The 13769-nt window shown below is 69.1% G+C and carries 12 protein-coding genes; 8 read left to right on the plus strand and 4 right to left on the minus strand.

Going from position 1 to position 13769, the window contains the following annotated elements; genetic code table 11:
* The first annotated feature begins 67 nt into the window (after nucleotides 1-67).
* On the plus strand, nucleotides 68-1579 hold the full coding sequence (locus tag ETO60_RS04955) for an aldehyde dehydrogenase family protein (protein WP_130003373.1): 1512 nt from the start codon (nucleotides 68-70) through the stop codon (nucleotides 1577-1579).
* Here ETO60_RS04955 and ETO60_RS04960 read toward each other — a convergent pair.
* From ETO60_RS04960 to cysD, 3 genes are read right to left on the minus strand one after another with little or no spacing between them, the layout of a single operon-like run.
* Nucleotides 1563-2306: a 3'(2'),5'-bisphosphate nucleotidase CysQ gene (locus tag ETO60_RS04960; RefSeq protein ID WP_130003375.1), complete on the minus strand. Its 744-nt coding sequence runs from the start codon at nucleotides 2304-2306 to the stop codon at nucleotides 1563-1565. The genes ETO60_RS04955 and ETO60_RS04960 overlap by 17 nt on opposite strands.
* Nucleotides 2306-4228: an adenylyl-sulfate kinase gene (cysC, locus tag ETO60_RS04965; RefSeq protein WP_130003377.1), complete on the minus strand. Its 1923-nt coding sequence runs from the start codon at nucleotides 4226-4228 to the stop codon at nucleotides 2306-2308. Before cysC ends, ETO60_RS04960 begins: the two co-directional genes overlap by 1 nt.
* The gene (gene cysD / locus ETO60_RS04970; RefSeq protein WP_130003379.1) at nucleotides 4228-5130 is read right to left on the minus strand and encodes a sulfate adenylyltransferase subunit CysD; all 903 of its coding nucleotides are present in this window, start codon (nucleotides 5128-5130) and stop codon (nucleotides 4228-4230) included. Before cysD ends, cysC begins: the two co-directional genes overlap by 1 nt.
* Nucleotides 5131-5454: 324 nt before the next feature.
* Here cysD and ETO60_RS04975 point away from each other — a divergent pair, with 324 nt between their 5' ends.
* Nucleotides 5455-6594, plus strand: coding sequence for an alkaline phosphatase D family protein (locus ETO60_RS04975; protein WP_234026337.1), 1140 nt, complete (start codon nucleotides 5455-5457; stop codon nucleotides 6592-6594).
* Here ETO60_RS04975 and ETO60_RS04980 read toward each other — a convergent pair.
* Complete coding sequence (locus tag ETO60_RS04980; protein ID WP_130003383.1) at nucleotides 6552-7970, minus strand: sigma-54-dependent transcriptional regulator; 1419 nt, start codon at nucleotides 7968-7970, stop codon at nucleotides 6552-6554. The genes ETO60_RS04975 and ETO60_RS04980 overlap by 43 nt on opposite strands.
* Nucleotides 7971-8292: 322 nt before the next feature.
* Here ETO60_RS04980 and ETO60_RS04985 point away from each other — a divergent pair, with 322 nt between their 5' ends.
* The 6 genes from ETO60_RS04985 (at nucleotide 8293) to ETO60_RS05010 (ending at nucleotide 13769) form a co-directional block, all read left to right on the plus strand.
* The gene (locus tag ETO60_RS04985) at nucleotides 8293-9432 is read left to right on the plus strand and encodes an NAD(P) transhydrogenase subunit alpha (protein WP_130003385.1); all 1140 of its coding nucleotides are present in this window, start codon (nucleotides 8293-8295) and stop codon (nucleotides 9430-9432) included.
* A gap of 118 nt (nucleotides 9433-9550) precedes the next feature.
* Nucleotides 9551-10123 carry a PEPxxWA-CTERM sorting domain-containing protein gene (locus ETO60_RS11380; protein WP_234026338.1) on the plus strand — a complete coding sequence of 191 codons (573 nt, stop codon included), beginning with the start codon at nucleotides 9551-9553 and terminating at the stop codon, nucleotides 10121-10123.
* 221 nt (nucleotides 10124-10344) lie between these two features.
* A complete protein-coding gene (locus ETO60_RS04995; RefSeq protein WP_130003387.1) occupies nucleotides 10345-10650 on the plus strand; it encodes an NAD(P) transhydrogenase subunit alpha in 306 nt (101 codons plus the stop codon).
* A 32-nt stretch (nucleotides 10651-10682) separates the two neighbouring features.
* Entirely contained in the window at nucleotides 10683-12206 is a 1524-nt protein-coding gene (locus tag ETO60_RS05000; protein ID WP_130004545.1) for an NAD(P)(+) transhydrogenase (Re/Si-specific) subunit beta, read from the plus strand.
* Complete coding sequence (locus tag ETO60_RS05005) at nucleotides 12203-12535, plus strand: hypothetical protein (protein WP_130003389.1); 333 nt, start codon at nucleotides 12203-12205, stop codon at nucleotides 12533-12535. The genes ETO60_RS05000 and ETO60_RS05005 overlap by 4 nt, the downstream gene beginning before the upstream one ends.
* A gap of 73 nt (nucleotides 12536-12608) precedes the next feature.
* Nucleotides 12609-13769 (plus strand): deoxyguanosinetriphosphate triphosphohydrolase, encoded by a 1161-nt coding sequence (locus ETO60_RS05010; protein ID WP_130003391.1) that lies wholly within the window; start codon nucleotides 12609-12611, stop codon nucleotides 13767-13769.

A 13769-nucleotide genomic window follows, 5' to 3' on the forward strand; every position in this document is an offset into this window, starting at 1 on the left:
TTGCGCTGGCGGCGGTTCCTCAGGTAGCGTGCTCTCCGCTTCCACGCGGCAGCCCCGGGGACATGTCATGAACGAGATGCCAACAACGCGCTTCAGCCAGCCACCCTATTCCGAGGCGGCGGCGGCCATGCTGGACCGCCAGCCCGCTCTGTTCATCGACGGACGCTGGACAGCGGCGGACCATGACGGCGTGCTCGAGGTTGAGGACCCCTCCACCGGTCAGGTCATCGCCCGGATTGTCGATGCCACCGAAGAGGATGTCGACAGGGCCGTGGCCGCGGCGCGGCGCGCCTTCGACGACGGGCGATGGAGCGGACTGCCGCCGGTCCAGCGGGAACGTGGGCTGCGGCGGCTGGCCGACCTGCTCGAGGCGAACGCGGAGGAGTTTGCCGAACTCGAGGCCATCGACAACGGCAAGCCGGTCGGCATGGCGCGCGCGGTCGACATTCCCGGCGCGATCAGCCAGCTGCGCTACATGGCCGGCTGGGCCACGCGCATCGCCGGCGAGCAGATCGCGCCCGCCAATGCACCCGACGGCGCGTTCCTCGCCTACACACGGCGCGAGCCGCTGGGCGTGGCGGGGCTGATCGTCCCGTGGAACTTCCCGCTGCTCATGGCGGTGCAGAAGATCGCGCCGGCGCTCGCAAGCGGCTGCACCCTCGTGCTCAAGCCGGCCGAGCAGACCTCGCTGACGGCGCTGCGCTTTGCCGACCTGGTGGCCGAGGCGGGCCTGCCGGACGGCGTGTTCAACATCGTCACCGGCCGCGGCGAAGTTGCCGGCAACCGGCTCGTGATCCATCCCGACGTCGACAAGATCAGCTTCACCGGCTCCACCGAGGTCGGCAAGATCATCAACCGGGCTGCCACCGACACCCTGAAGCGCGTGACGCTGGAACTGGGCGGAAAAAGCCCTGTCATCGTGCTGCCCGACATGGACCCGGCGCAGGTCGGCAGCGCGGCCGCGTCGGCCATCTTCTTCAATTCGGGGCAGGTCTGCACCGCCGGATCACGCGTCTATGCGCATCGGGACATCTTCGACCGGCTGCTGGACAGCATGGCCAAGGCGGCGCCGAGCTGGGCTCCGCGACCCGCGCTTGACCCCAAGGCGCGCATGGGCCCGCTCGTCTCGCGCGAGCAGCACGAACGCGTGTGCGGCTACATCGAGGCCGGCAGGAAGGCCGGTGCCGATGTCGTGACCGGCGGAGACAATCCTGCGGACGCGGGCTACTACCTCAACCCCACGATTCTCGCCGGAGTGACACCGGACATGAGCGTCGTGCGCGAGGAAATCTTCGGTCCGGTGGTGGTGGTGCAGCGCTTCGACGATCTGGACGCGGTGGCGGCCGAGGCGAACGCCACCCGCTATGGTCTCGCGGCGAGCGTGTGGACCCGTGACGTGTCGGCCATGCACACGCTGGCCGCCCGGTTGAAGGCGGGCACCGTGTGGGGCAACCTCCACGGCAATCTCGATCCCGCGCTGCCTTTCGGCGGTTACAAGGAGAGCGGCATCGGCCGGGAACTCGGGCGGCACGGGGTGGATGCGTACCTCGAAACCAAGACCGTCATGATCCGTCTCTGATCGCCGCAAGGGCCGCTGCCGCAAACTGCGGATGGCAGATCAGCAGATCCGGCATGTCCACTTCGGCCGGATCGTAGCGGAGCCGCGATCCGTCGAGGCGGGAGCAGTGCAGCCCGCTCGCCCGCGCGACGGCGACCGGCGCGCAACTGTCCCACAGCCGCTGACCGCCGGCGTGCAGGTAGATCTCGGCCTCGCCGAGCAGCACCGCCATCGCCTTGGCACCGGCGCTGCCCATAGGCAGGACGTCGCCATCAAGCGCGGCGGCCAGCCGGGCGCCGGCGGGAGGAGGGCGGTTGCGGCTGACCGCGATGCGCGGGCGGCTGGCCGGCGAAGCAAGGCTGCGTGGCCGGTCGGACCGCAGCACCAGTCCCCGCGAGGGCAGCGCAACTGCGCCGCACACCGGCTCGCCATCCACCGCCAGAGCGACATGAACCGCCCAGTCGCACCGGCCCTCGGCAAACTCGCTTGTGCCGTCTATTGGATCGACGATCCACACCCGGCCCCGGCCGGCGTCCGCTGTCAGCAGCGGCCCTTCTTCCGACAGGACGGTGTCACCGGGGCGGTGCAGCGACAGTCCGCGCAGCAGCAGGTCATGGGCAAGCCGGTCACCTTCCCTGCCAAGCCCGTCGCCATCGAACCGGCCGGAAGACCTCAGGACGAGGGCCGCTTCGCCGGCTTGCGCGGCCAGCTTCGCGGCGAGATCGGCGTCCGCGTCGTGACCCGGCATCAGAACGGCTTCAGCCGCTCGATCACGAGGTCGGCGGCTTCCTCGGGGGAAAGGGAGGTCGTGTCGACGGTGAGTTCGGGGGCGAGGGGCGGCTCGTAGGGGCTGCTGATGCCGGTGAAGTTGGCGATCTCGCCGGCACGGGCCTTTCGGTACAGGCCTTTGACGTCGCGCGCCTCGGCCACGGCGAGCGGGGTGTCGACGAAGATCTCGACGAACTCACCGGGGGGGAGCAGGCTGCGCACCATGTCCCGCTCGGCCCGAAAGGGACTGATGAAGGCGGCGAGGACGATCAGGCCGGCATCCGTCATCAGCCGGGCCACCTCGCCGATGCGGCGGATGTTCTCCACCCGGTCCGCGTCGCCAAAGCCCAGGTCGCGGTTCAGACCCTGGCGGATGTTGTCGCCATCGAGCAGGAACGTGTGGTGGCCGGCCGCGACAAGCCGTTCCTCCACGGCGTTGGCGATCGTCGACTTGCCGGCGCCTGAAAGGCCGGTGAACCAGAGCACGCGCGGCCGCTGGCGCTTCAGGCTGGCGCGGGTCTGGCGCGTGACGGCCAGCGGCTGCCACTGCACGTTCTGCGTCCGCCTGAGCGGCGCGGTGATCATCCCGGCGCCCACCGTGCGTCCGTTCGCAGGATGGACGAGGATGAAGCCGCCAAGCGCGCGGCTGGTGGCATAGGGTTCGAACAGCACCGGCTGATCGCACAGGATCTCGGCCACCCCGATGCTGTTGCGCCGCAGGGTGCGGGCGGCGAGGTGCTCGAGCGTGTTGATGTTCACCTCGTGCCGCGGCTCCTGCACCCGGACGGAGACGGTCTGCGTCGCCAGTTTCATGGTGTAGGCGCGGCCGGGCAGAAGCGGTTCCTCGTCCATCCAGACGAGCGTCGCTTCGAAGGCGGCGGCGTGTTCCGGCGCAGTGCCCGCGGCGCAGATGACGCTTCCGCGCGAGCAGTCGACCGGGTCGGCCAGCACGAGAGCGACCGACTGGCCGGCGGCCGTTTCGTCGACGCTGGCGAAGCCGGACAGGATCTGCGCCACCGTCGTCGATGCGCCCGACGGCAGCACCGTCACCCGCTCGCCGCGCCGCGCGGTGCCGCTGGCGACCAGCCCGGCAAAACTGCGCTCGCCCGCCGGGGCGCGGTGGACCGCCTGCACCGGCATCCGGAACGGCCCGGCCAGCCCGCGCGCATCGTCCGGTTCGGCCGCCTCCAGCGCGCCCACAAGCGTGGGCCCGTCATGCCAGCCGAGCCGGGGCGAGGGGGTGAGCACGTTGTCGCCGGCAAGGGCGCTGATCGGAACGGACGTGATGTGTGCGATCCCGAGCGCATCGGCGAAGGCGCGGAACTGCGCGTCGACCGCCTCGTGAGCAGCCCGATCGAAGGCGACCAGATCCATCTTGTTCACGGCAAGGATGACCTGCCGGATGCCGAGCAGATGGCAGAGATAGGCGTGGCGGCGCGTCTGGGTCGCAACCCCGTGCCGCGCGTCGACCAGCAGCACCGCTGCGGCCGCGGTCGAGGCGCCGGTGACCATGTTCCGCGTGTATTGCTCGTGCCCCGGACAGTCGGCGACGATGAAGCGCCTGCGGGCTGTCGAAAAGAAGCGGTAGGCCACGTCGATGGTGATGCCCTGTTCGCGTTCGGCCGCGAGTCCGTCGGTGAGCAGGGCAAGGTCGAGCCGCTCCCCCTGCGTGCCGAACCGGCGGCTGTCGCGGCGCAGCGCGTCGACCTGGTCCTCTCGGATTTGTCCGGTGTCGTGCAGCAGGCGTCCGATCAGCGTGGACTTGCCGTCATCCACGCTGCCGCAGGTGATGAACCGCAGCAGGCTGAGCACAGGCCGGTCGCCGCCGTCCGGCGTCCGGACAGGCGCCGCGGCGCTCTCGCCGGCGGGGGTCGGCGCGTGGAAATCGGCGTCCTTCCGCATCAGAAATAGCCTTCGCGCTTGCGGTCTTCCAGCGTGCCCGAGGCCGTGTCCCGGTCGACCGTCCGTCCGCTGCGTTCCGAGGACGGAGCGGCCCGAAGCTCGGCGATGACCTCGTCGAGCGTGGCGGCGGTGCTGTCGATCGCCCCCGTCAGCGGATAGCATCCCAGCGTCCGGAACCGGACGGAGCGAAGCTGCGGCTGCTCACCCGGCCGCAGCGGAAACCGCGCGTCATCGACCATGAGCCATTGCTTCTCCCGCTCCACCACCGGGCGCGGCGCGGCGAAATAGAGCGGCACCAGATCAAGGCGTTCCCGGCGCACATAGTCCCAGATGTCGATCTCGGTCCAGTTCGACAGCGGAAACACCCTGAGGCTGGTGCCGCCGGAGGTGCTGGTGTTGTAGAGGTTCCACAGCTCGGGCCGCTGCTGACGCGGATCCCACGCATGGGCCGGCGTGCGCACGGACAGGATCCGTTCCTTCGCGCGCGTTGGCTCCTCGTCGCGCCGGGCACCGCCGAAGGCGGCGTCGAAGCGGTAGTGGTCGAGCGCCTGCTTCAGCCCTTCCGTTTTCCACATGGTCGTGTGCCGGGCGCCGTGATCGAACGGATTGATGCCCTCCCGCACCGCGTCGGGATTGCGCCAGACGAGCAGTTCCATGCCCGCCTCCTGCGCGTCGCGGCCGCGCTGTTCGTACATGGCCCGGAATTTCCACGTCGTGTCGATGTGCAGCAGGGGGAAGGGCGGTGTCGCCGGATGGAAGGCCTTGCGGGCAAGGTGCAGCATCACCTTGCTGTCCTTTCCCGCCGAGTAGAGCATCACCGGGCGGGAGCATTCGGCCGCGACCTCGCGGATGATGTGCATCGCCTCGCTTTCGAGGTGCGACAGGTGATCGATGGGGCGCATGCTGTCCTGAGTGCAGAGTCACCGGCGTCGGCTCGCCACGATGCGCGGTTTACCCCGCGCGGAAAAGATGCTTTTGCGCGGCCCGTCAAGGCGCCGGAGCCGGCCCGCGCCCAAATGTCGCCGGCGCCCTGTCACGGGACTGGAACACGGGCGTGCTTCACGTCACGAACTGCGGGCGAGCACCGGCGACCCGATGCGGAGACACAGATGCTGCGGATTCTTGCACCTGCCCTTCTTGTTTCGGCCGTGCCGCCGCCCGCCGCTGCGCAGCCGGTGCTGCCAGCTTCTCTAGAGCCTGGCACAAGCGGCACCGCAACCGTTCCGATGGCGGCCGAAGATGTTCTCGACGCCTATTTCCGCCAGCTCGAACGCCGGATCGACCTGCCCCGGGCGCCCGCCGGGGTGTCGCTCGCCTCGGGCACGACGCTGACGCGGATCGCGTTCGGCAGCTGTGCCAGCGAAATTCGCGACCAGTCGTTCTGGACCAGCATCGCCGCAGCGCGTCCGCAGCTGTTCATGATGATCGGCGACAACGTGTACGGCGACACGAACTGGCGCGGCGATGCCGAACTGGGCACGCTGCGCGCCTCCTACGCCAGGCTGGCGGCCGAGCCGCGCTTCGCCGCCTTTCGCGCGCAGGTGCCGATGCTCGCCACCTGGGACGATCACGATTTCGGCTTCAACGACGGCGGGCGCGACTTCGCGTTCCGCCGGTGGAGCCAGACCATCTACCAGACGTTCTGGGACGTGCCGGCGGAGGTGCGGGCGCGCGACGGCGTGTATGAGAGCCGGATCGTCGGTCCCGCAGGCCGCCGGGTGCAGATCATCCTCCTCGACACCCGCTTCTTCCGCTCGGCCCTGCGCCGTGCCGAGCTTCCGCCCGGTCAGCGGCCGCCGCTTGGCCCCTACGCCCCGGAGACGAGCGCCGACGCGACCATGCTTGGCGAGGCGCAGTGGGCATGGCTGGAGGAGGAACTGCGCCGCCCGGCCGACCTCAGGATCGTGGTCTCCTCGATCCAGGTGCTGACCGAGGCGCACAATTTCGAAAGCTGGGCGACGATGCCGCGCGAGCGCGAGCGCCTGCTTGCCCTGCTGGCCGCGCGCAGCGGCGGCGGGCTGCTGTTGCTGAGCGGCGACCGGCACGCGGGCGGCATCTATCGCGACACGCCGGCGGCCATGAACGGGGAGACGGTGTGGGAACTGACCAGTTCGTCGCTCAACATGCCCTTCACAGATACGGCGACCAACACGGCGCGCGAGCCGGACCCTCGTCGGGTTTCGGCATTCATCTCCGAGGAGAACTTCGGCGTGCTCGAGATCGACTGGCCGCGCCGTCAGGTCACGCTGAACCTGCGCGGGCTGGCGGGCGAGGTGCGGGCGGGCCAGACCGTGACGTGGACGCCGCCGTCCCGCCGCGGTGCTCAGGCCACGTTCTCGATGCCGAGCACCGTCAGCTTGCGGTAAAGGGTCGAGCGGCCGATGCCGAGGCGGCGCGCCACCTCGGTCATGCGGCCCGAATAGTGCACGATCGCCAGACGGATCACGTCCGCTTCGATTTCCTCCAGCGGGCGCAGATTGCCGTCCTCGCGGTAGAGAAGGACACCCAGACCCTGAAGCCGCTGGTCGTCCGGGCTGGCGACGTTGCCCAGCATTTCGAAGAGCTGGGGGAAGCTGTCGGTCGTTAGGCTCTCGTCGTCGCAGAACACGGCAGCGCGAAACAGCGCCGCCTGAAGCTGGCGCACATTGCCGGGCCAGTCATAGGCCGCGAGCAGCGACAGGGCGCTGTCGGTGATGGAATGGTGACGCAGTCCCGGCTGCTCACCGATGCGGCGGAGGAAGTGTCGGGTCAGTGCGGGAATGTCGCTGCTCCGCTCGCGCAGCGGCGGCAGCGCGATGGTGACAGGCGCGATCCGCTCCAGCAAGTCGCGGGAGAACACACCCGCCTCGCACAGCGCCGCCATGTCGCTGTTGCTGGAACACAGCAGGCGCACGTCGACACGGTAGCCATGACGCGCGCCGATCGGGCGCACGATCCCCGTCTTCAGCGTCTCTGCCAGTCGGGTCTGCACCGCCGGGTCGAGCCGATCGACATCCTCGAGCAGCAGCGTTCCGCCGTCCAGCGATTGCAGGACGCCGGGCTGGCTGTCGAAGGCGCCGGGAAAGGCGTTCTGTTCGTGGCCGAACAGCAGCGACTCCATGCTGCTGACCGCCATGCCAGCGGCGCTCACCGCCTTGAGAGGCGCCTTGGCGCGCGGGCTGGCGGCATGGATGGCGCGCAGCACCATCTCCTTTCCGGTGCCGCTCTCGCCCTGCACGAGCACGTTGCTGTGGCTGCGTGCGACCTTGGCCGCCTGGGCAAGCGCGGAGCGGAACGCCGGCGCGTCCCCGATCATCGCGTCGAAGTCGATCGCGCCGGTCAGCTTTTCCGACAATGGCTGCAACTCGTCGCGCGGCTGGGCACGGGCCGTGGCCCCCCGCAGCGCCTGCAGCAGCCGGTCTGCGCTCACCGGCTTGATCAGGTAGTCGGTTGCGCCGGCCCGCATGGCTTCGACGGCGAGGAGAGGCGATGCGCTGGCCGTGAGCATGAGGATGGGGGTGCCGGGACGCTGCTGCTTCAGCTCGGCGATGAGCGTGCAGGCCTCGTCGCCGGGAACCCACTGGTCCAGCAGGATCGCCGACACGCCCGCCCCCTCGCGCGAGGCGAGCTTGGCGTAGGCTGTCTGCGCATCCGGCACGACGAGGCAGCGCCAGCCTTCGCGGGCGGTGATCGCGCAGATCAGCCGCGCCTGCGCCGGCTCGTCGTCGATGAGCATCAGCAGCCGTTCGTCGCTGTCAGACATCCTTGCGTTTCCGACCGTTGTTGCCCATGCCCATGGCGCAACGGGCTACGCAGCAGACGTAAAATTACGATTAAGCCTGTTCCCGTCGTGCAGCCGGGCGAGGGCGGATGCCGTTGGTGCGGGGGACGGGGTTGAGCCGTGCATGTGGCTGCGGTAACACCGGCGCGCACAGTTCACATCGGAAGGGGCAACGTGGCCGGGATGAGAGAAGAACCGAAGGCGGCGATCCGGACCTACAGCGGGTTCGTGCGCGCCCTCAAATGGGCCGTTCCGCTGATCGCGGTCGTCACTGCCATTGTCATCCTGCTCATCGCGCCCTGACGTGAACGCCGGCGCCCCGCGCATCGGTGTGCCGGCCGAACGCGCGGACGGCGAACGCCGGGTCGCCGCCACGCCGGAGACGGTGCGCAAGCTCATCGCGCTGGGTGCGAGGGTGGCGGTGGAGACAGGGGCCGGCACCCACGCCGCGATGGGCGACAGCATGTTCGCCGATGCCGGAGCCGACGTCTGCTCCCGCGACGCGGTGTTCGACGGGGCGGAAATCGTGCTGGCGGTCAATCCGCCGCCGGTCGCCGATCTGAACGGCGCTGCGCCGGGGTGTCAGGTCGTCGCGATCTTCGATCCCGCGCGCAATTCGGCGCTGGTGTCCGACTATGCCGCGGCCGGGCTCGTTGCCCTGGCGATGGACCAGATGCCGCGCATCACCCGTGCCCAGAGCATGGACGTCCTGTCGAGCCAGGCCAACTTGGCCGGTTACAAGGCTGTCATCGCCGCTGCAGACCGCTTCGGGCGGGCCTTGCCGATGATGATGACCGCCGCCGGCACGATCCAGGCGGCGCGCGTCTTCGTCATGGGCGTCGGTGTGGCCGGGTTGCAGGCGATCGCCACCGCCCGCAGGCTCGGGGCCGTCGTGTCCGCGACGGACGTGCGTTCGGCCACGCGCGAGCAGATCCTGTCGCTCGGCGCCAAGCCGGTGTTCGTGGAGAATGTCGCCGGGATCGAAGGCGAGGGCGCCGGAGGCTACGCAGCGGAGATGAGCGCCGAGTATCAGGCGGCGCAGGCGGAGCTGGTGTCGGCACACATCACCCGGCAGGACATCGTCATCACCACTGCGCTCATTCCCGGGCGGCCGGCGCCGCGGCTCGTCAGCGATGCCCAGATCGCCAGCATGAAGCCCGGCAGCGTCATCTTCGATCTGGCGGTCGCACAGGGCGGCAACGTGGAGGGCAGCGTGCCGGACGAGGTGGTCATGCGCCACGGTGTCGCCGTCATGGGATACCGGAACACCGCCGCGCAACTGGCTGCCGACGCGTCGGCGCTGTATGCTCGCAACCTGTTCAACTTCCTTGCGGCATTCTGGGACAAGGAAGCCGGCGGGCTGATCCTCGACGACGAGATCGGCGGGGCCGTGCGGCTGACCGGAACACGCGCGGAGGCCGAAACGGCGCCGGCCATTTCCTAGCTGTGCCGGAATGAGGCATGCGCGGCGAAACGTCCGACGCGGAGCCAATTAGGGCTGGCGCTGACCAACTCCACCTTTACGGTGCCTACGGGGTCGCGCACTGTTCAGGGGTTTGTTCATGCGATTTGCGAAATCTGCGCTGGCGCTGGCCGGCGCCGCTGTCCTTTCCGGTGCTCCGGCGACGGCGGCGGTCAACATCGTGGTCGAGGGCGGCGGCACGCCCATTGTGTATGAGGGGGACAATGGCAACCGCTTTGCGGTGCTGGGCATCGACGCGCGGCAGCAGGACGCCAACACCATTGTCGACCTGCCCAACTTCACCGTGGACGAGGCCTTCATCCGCAGCCTGATCGTCTCGGGCCCGGCCTCCCGCCTGCAGAACGCCTTCTTCTGCCCCGATTTCGCCGGCGGGTCGGGCTGTGCGCCGCTGACCAGCGTCTCCGTTCCGGACGAGGCGCGGCTCTTCAACTCCCTGCTTCTCGAGTTCACCGGAACCGGCAACATCGTGCTGTCGCGGCCGAGCGGCGGGACCACGACGCTGTCGCTGAATGTCACCCGGCAGGGGCCGCCGCCGCTTGCGGCTGCCGTGCCCGAGCCATCGACCTGGGCCATGCTGCTGCTCGGCTTCTTCGCCATCGGCGCCGGCCTTCGCCGCCGGGCCGCGCAGCTGCGGCCGGCGCTGACCGCCTGACCTGATCGTCGGCCGTGCGGCTGAAGGGACGTGCAGGGTTCGCCTTCGGGGCGGCTTTGCACGTCTTTTCGCGGCTCCGGCTTGCCAGCCGACCCGCTTTGGCGGAGAACGGCGGCCGCAGACGGAGTACGGGGCATGGGCGGAAGACGGGGGGAACAACGCAGCGCGTTCTGTGAAAGCCGGGACCGCGGGTTCGGGCCGAGCAGCGGAGCGACCCGGCCATGAGCTTCATCGCCATCCTGTCGATCTTCGTGCTGGCCTGCTTCGTCGGCTATTACGTCGTGTGGTCGGTCACGCCGGCGCTGCATACGCCGCTGATGGCGGTGACAAACGCCATCTCGTCGGTGATCATCGTGGGCGGGCTGATCGCGGCGGCCGCGGCCGAGGTGCCGGGGGCCAAGTGGCTGGGGCTGCTCGCCATCGTCCTTGCCAGCGTCAACATCTTCGGCGGCTTTGCCGTCACGGCCCGGATGCTGGCGATGTACCGGAAGAAGGACAGGGCGCCGGATGCGGGAGGCAGGTCATGAGCCCCGCGCCGCCGGTCCCTTTACAGGCCTTCATGGTGGCGGCGGTGTGGAACGGCACCGTTCCGGACCCCGCTCTTCCGCTGCATGCCGCCGGCGACGCGTCGAGCCCGTGGGTGGGGCTTGCCTATCTCGTTGCCGGCGCGCTGTTCATCCTGGCACTGCGCGGGCTTTCGCATCCCTCGACCAGCGTGCGCGGCAACCGGTTCGGCATGGCGGGCATGCTGATCGCCGTGGTCACCACGGTCGTCACGCACGATCTGGCCAGCCTGCCCGAGATCCTGGCCGCCATCGGCATCGGCGGCGCGATCGGCTGGATCATCGCCCGCCGCATCGCGATGACCGACATGCCGCAACTCGTGGCGGCGTTTCACTCGCTGGTCGGCATGGCCGCGGTGCTGGTCGGGTGGGCGGCGTATCTGAACCCGGCGGCCTTCGGCATCCTGCGCAGCGTGGGCGATGCGTTCACCCATCCGGTCATCGGCGCCGAACTCACCTTGTGGCGCGAAGAGATCAACCCCGTCAGCCGCATCGAGCTCGGGCTTGGCGTCGCCATCGGGGCGATCACCTTCTCCGGTTCGGTCATCGCCTTTCTCAAGCTCGCGGGCAGGATGAGCGGCGCGCCCATCCTCCTGCCGGGCCGGCATGTCATCAATCTCGGCACGCTTGCCGCGATCCTCGTGCTCGTCGCGCTGTTCGCGGCGGCGCAACCCGGCGCGACACTGCCGCTGATCATCGCGATCACGGTGCTCGCCTTTCTCATTGGATTCCTGCTCATCATTCCGATCGGCGGTGCGGACATGCCGGTCGTGGTGTCGATGCTGAACTCCTATTCGGGGTGGGCGGCGGCCGCGATGGGGTTCACGCTGGGCAACACCGCGATGATCATCACCGGCGCGCTGGTCGGAGCTTCCGGTGCGATCCTGTCCTACATCATGTGCCGGGCGATGAACCGGCGGTTCCTGTCCGTCATCGCCGGCGGTTTCGGGGCGGATGCGGCGGTGGCGGGCTCAAGCGGCGGCGAAGCGCGCCCGTTCCGGCAGGGAAGCGCGGAGGACGCGGCCTACATGCTCGAACAGGCGGAGCGGGTCATCATCATCCCCGGTTACGGAATGGCCGTGGCGCAGGCGCAGCACGCCCTGCGCGAAATGGCGGACCTGCTCAAGAAGAAGGGCGTGGACGTGCGCTACGCCATCCATCCGGTCGCCGGGCGGATGCCGGGCCACATGAACGTCCTTCTGGCCGAAGCCAACGTGCCGTACGACGAGGTGTTCGAATTGGAGGATATCAACTCCGAGTTCGCGCAGACCAACATCGCCTTCGTCATCGGCGCCAATGACGTGGTCAACCCGGCTGCCAAGACGGACAAGTCCTCGCCGATTTACGGCATGCCGGTGTTCGACGTCGACAAGGCGGAACAGGTGTTCTTCATCAAGCGTTCGATGAGCGGAGCCGGATATGCCGGTGTCGACAACGAGGTATTCTACATGCCGCAAACCACCATGTTGCTGGCGGATGCCAAGAAGATGGTCGATGACATCGTGAAGGCGCTGTCGTGATCCGGCCGGTCGTGCTTGCCGGGGCTGTCCTGCTGCTGGGAGGCTGCGCCCAGACGATTGCCGAGAACCGCGTCCGCGCCGCGCTGGTCGATGCGGGCGTCGCCGAACGCAACGCCGACTGCATGGCTCAGCGGATGGTCGACCGGCTCACGATCCAGCAGCTTCGCCGGCTCGAGGCGCTGCGCACGCCGCCGGAACAGCGCGGGCAACCGGTCACTCTTCCCGAATACGTGGAGCGCGTGCGCCGCGTAGGGGATGCGGAGGTGGTCGCGGTGACCGCCTCCTCGGCGGCGCTCTGCGCGACCGGACTGGCAGCGCCGCGCCCCTGACGCGATCGGCCTGCCTGCATCCACCCCCGCATCCGCCTTGTCGCGCCGGATTGCGGCTTCTAGACAGCGGGCGATGAGCCGAGCACCCTTTGCCAGCGACCCGGACCAATCCCGCGGACGGCAGCATGGCGAGGCAAGGGGGGCGGAGCGCGGCCCGCGCACCGAGTATCAGCGCGACCGGGACCGGATCATCCATTCCATTGCCTTCCGCCGCTTGCGCGGCAAGACGCAGGTGTTCATCGCCCCGGAGGGCGACCATTATCGCACCCGCCTGACCCACAGTCTCGAAGTGGCGCAGATCGGGCGTGTGATCGCCCGCGCCCTCAACCTCGACGAGGATCTGACAGAGGCGCTGTGCCTCGGGCACGACATAGGCCATCCGCCGTTCGGCCATGCCGGCGAGCGCGCGCTCGACGAGGCGGCGGCCCGCCACGGCGGCTTCGATCACAACGGTCACACCCTGCGCACACTCGCGCATCTCGAGTGCACCTATATCGGTTTTCGCGGCCTCAATCTCACCTGGGACACGCTCGAGGGGCTGGCCAAGCACAACGGTCCGGTTTCTTCGCCGCGCTGGGCGTTGCGCGAGGTCGATGACGCCTATCCGCTTGAACTTCACACCCACCCGTCGCTGGAGGCGCAGGTCGCCGCGATCAGCGACGACATCGCCTATGACAATCACGACATGGACGATGGCCTGCGGGCGGGTTACCTCCAGCTCGACAGCGTGCTTGCGATCCCGCTCACCGGAACACTGTTCCGCGAGGTGGAACGGCGCCACCCGCGCGCTCCGATGGAGCGGCTGCTGCGGGAACTCATCCGCACTCAGATCGGGGTCATGGTGCAGGACGTGATCGCGGAAACCCGTCGGCGCTGCGAGAATCTGGGCAGCGCGGACGAGGTGAGGAGCGCCGGCCGCGCCTCGTGCGCCTTCTCCCCCGCGCTCGAGGAGGACGAGCGGCGGCTCAAGAGAGCGATGTACGAGCTGCTCTATTACCATCCCGAACAGGTTGCCACGGCCGAACGGGCGCGGGAGGTGGTGGCGCGCCTGTTCGCGGCCTACAGCCAGGACGCGGCGCTGCTGCCGGACGCGTGGCGCCACACCCTTCCCGGGGAAGAGCCGGGGCGCACGCGCCACATCGTCGACTTCATCGCCGGGATGACGGACCGTTACGCCATGGACCGGTGCGCCGCCATCTACGGCCGGGTGCCCGGCGGGCTGCGGCTTGTCTGA

Source organism: Qipengyuania thermophila, assembly GCF_004153605.1.
In the GTDB taxonomy this organism is placed as follows: Bacteria; Pseudomonadota; Alphaproteobacteria; order Sphingomonadales; family Sphingomonadaceae; genus Qipengyuania_B; species Qipengyuania_B thermophila.

What these genes read in the sequence shown, in the direction of transcription:
- ETO60_RS05010 (WP_130003391.1), top strand. Translation starts at nt 12,609, where the DNA reads ATGAGCCGAGCACCCTTTGCCAGCGACCCGGACCAATCCCGCGGACGG.
- ETO60_RS04995 (WP_130003387.1), top strand. Translation starts at nt 10,345, where the DNA reads ATGAGCTTCATCGCCATCCTGTCGATCTTCGTGCTGGCCTGCTTCGTC.
- ETO60_RS04955 (WP_130003373.1), top strand. Translation starts at nt 68, where the DNA reads ATGAACGAGATGCCAACAACGCGCTTCAGCCAGCCACCCTATTCCGAG.
- ETO60_RS05000 (WP_130004545.1), top strand. Translation starts at nt 10,683, where the DNA reads ATGGTGGCGGCGGTGTGGAACGGCACCGTTCCGGACCCCGCTCTTCCG.
- ETO60_RS04975 (WP_234026337.1), top strand. Translation starts at nt 5,455, where the DNA reads ATGGCGGCCGAAGATGTTCTCGACGCCTATTTCCGCCAGCTCGAACGC.
- ETO60_RS04960 (WP_130003375.1), bottom strand. Translation starts at nt 2,306, where the DNA reads ATGCCGGGTCACGACGCGGACGCCGATCTCGCCGCGAAGCTGGCCGCG.
- ETO60_RS04980 (WP_130003383.1), bottom strand. Translation starts at nt 7,970, where the DNA reads ATGTCTGACAGCGACGAACGGCTGCTGATGCTCATCGACGACGAGCCG.
- ETO60_RS11380 (WP_234026338.1), top strand. Translation starts at nt 9,551, where the DNA reads ATGCGATTTGCGAAATCTGCGCTGGCGCTGGCCGGCGCCGCTGTCCTT.
- cysD (WP_130003379.1), bottom strand. Translation starts at nt 5,130, where the DNA reads ATGCGCCCCATCGATCACCTGTCGCACCTCGAAAGCGAGGCGATGCAC.
- cysC (WP_130003377.1), bottom strand. Translation starts at nt 4,228, where the DNA reads ATGCGGAAGGACGCCGATTTCCACGCGCCGACCCCCGCCGGCGAGAGC.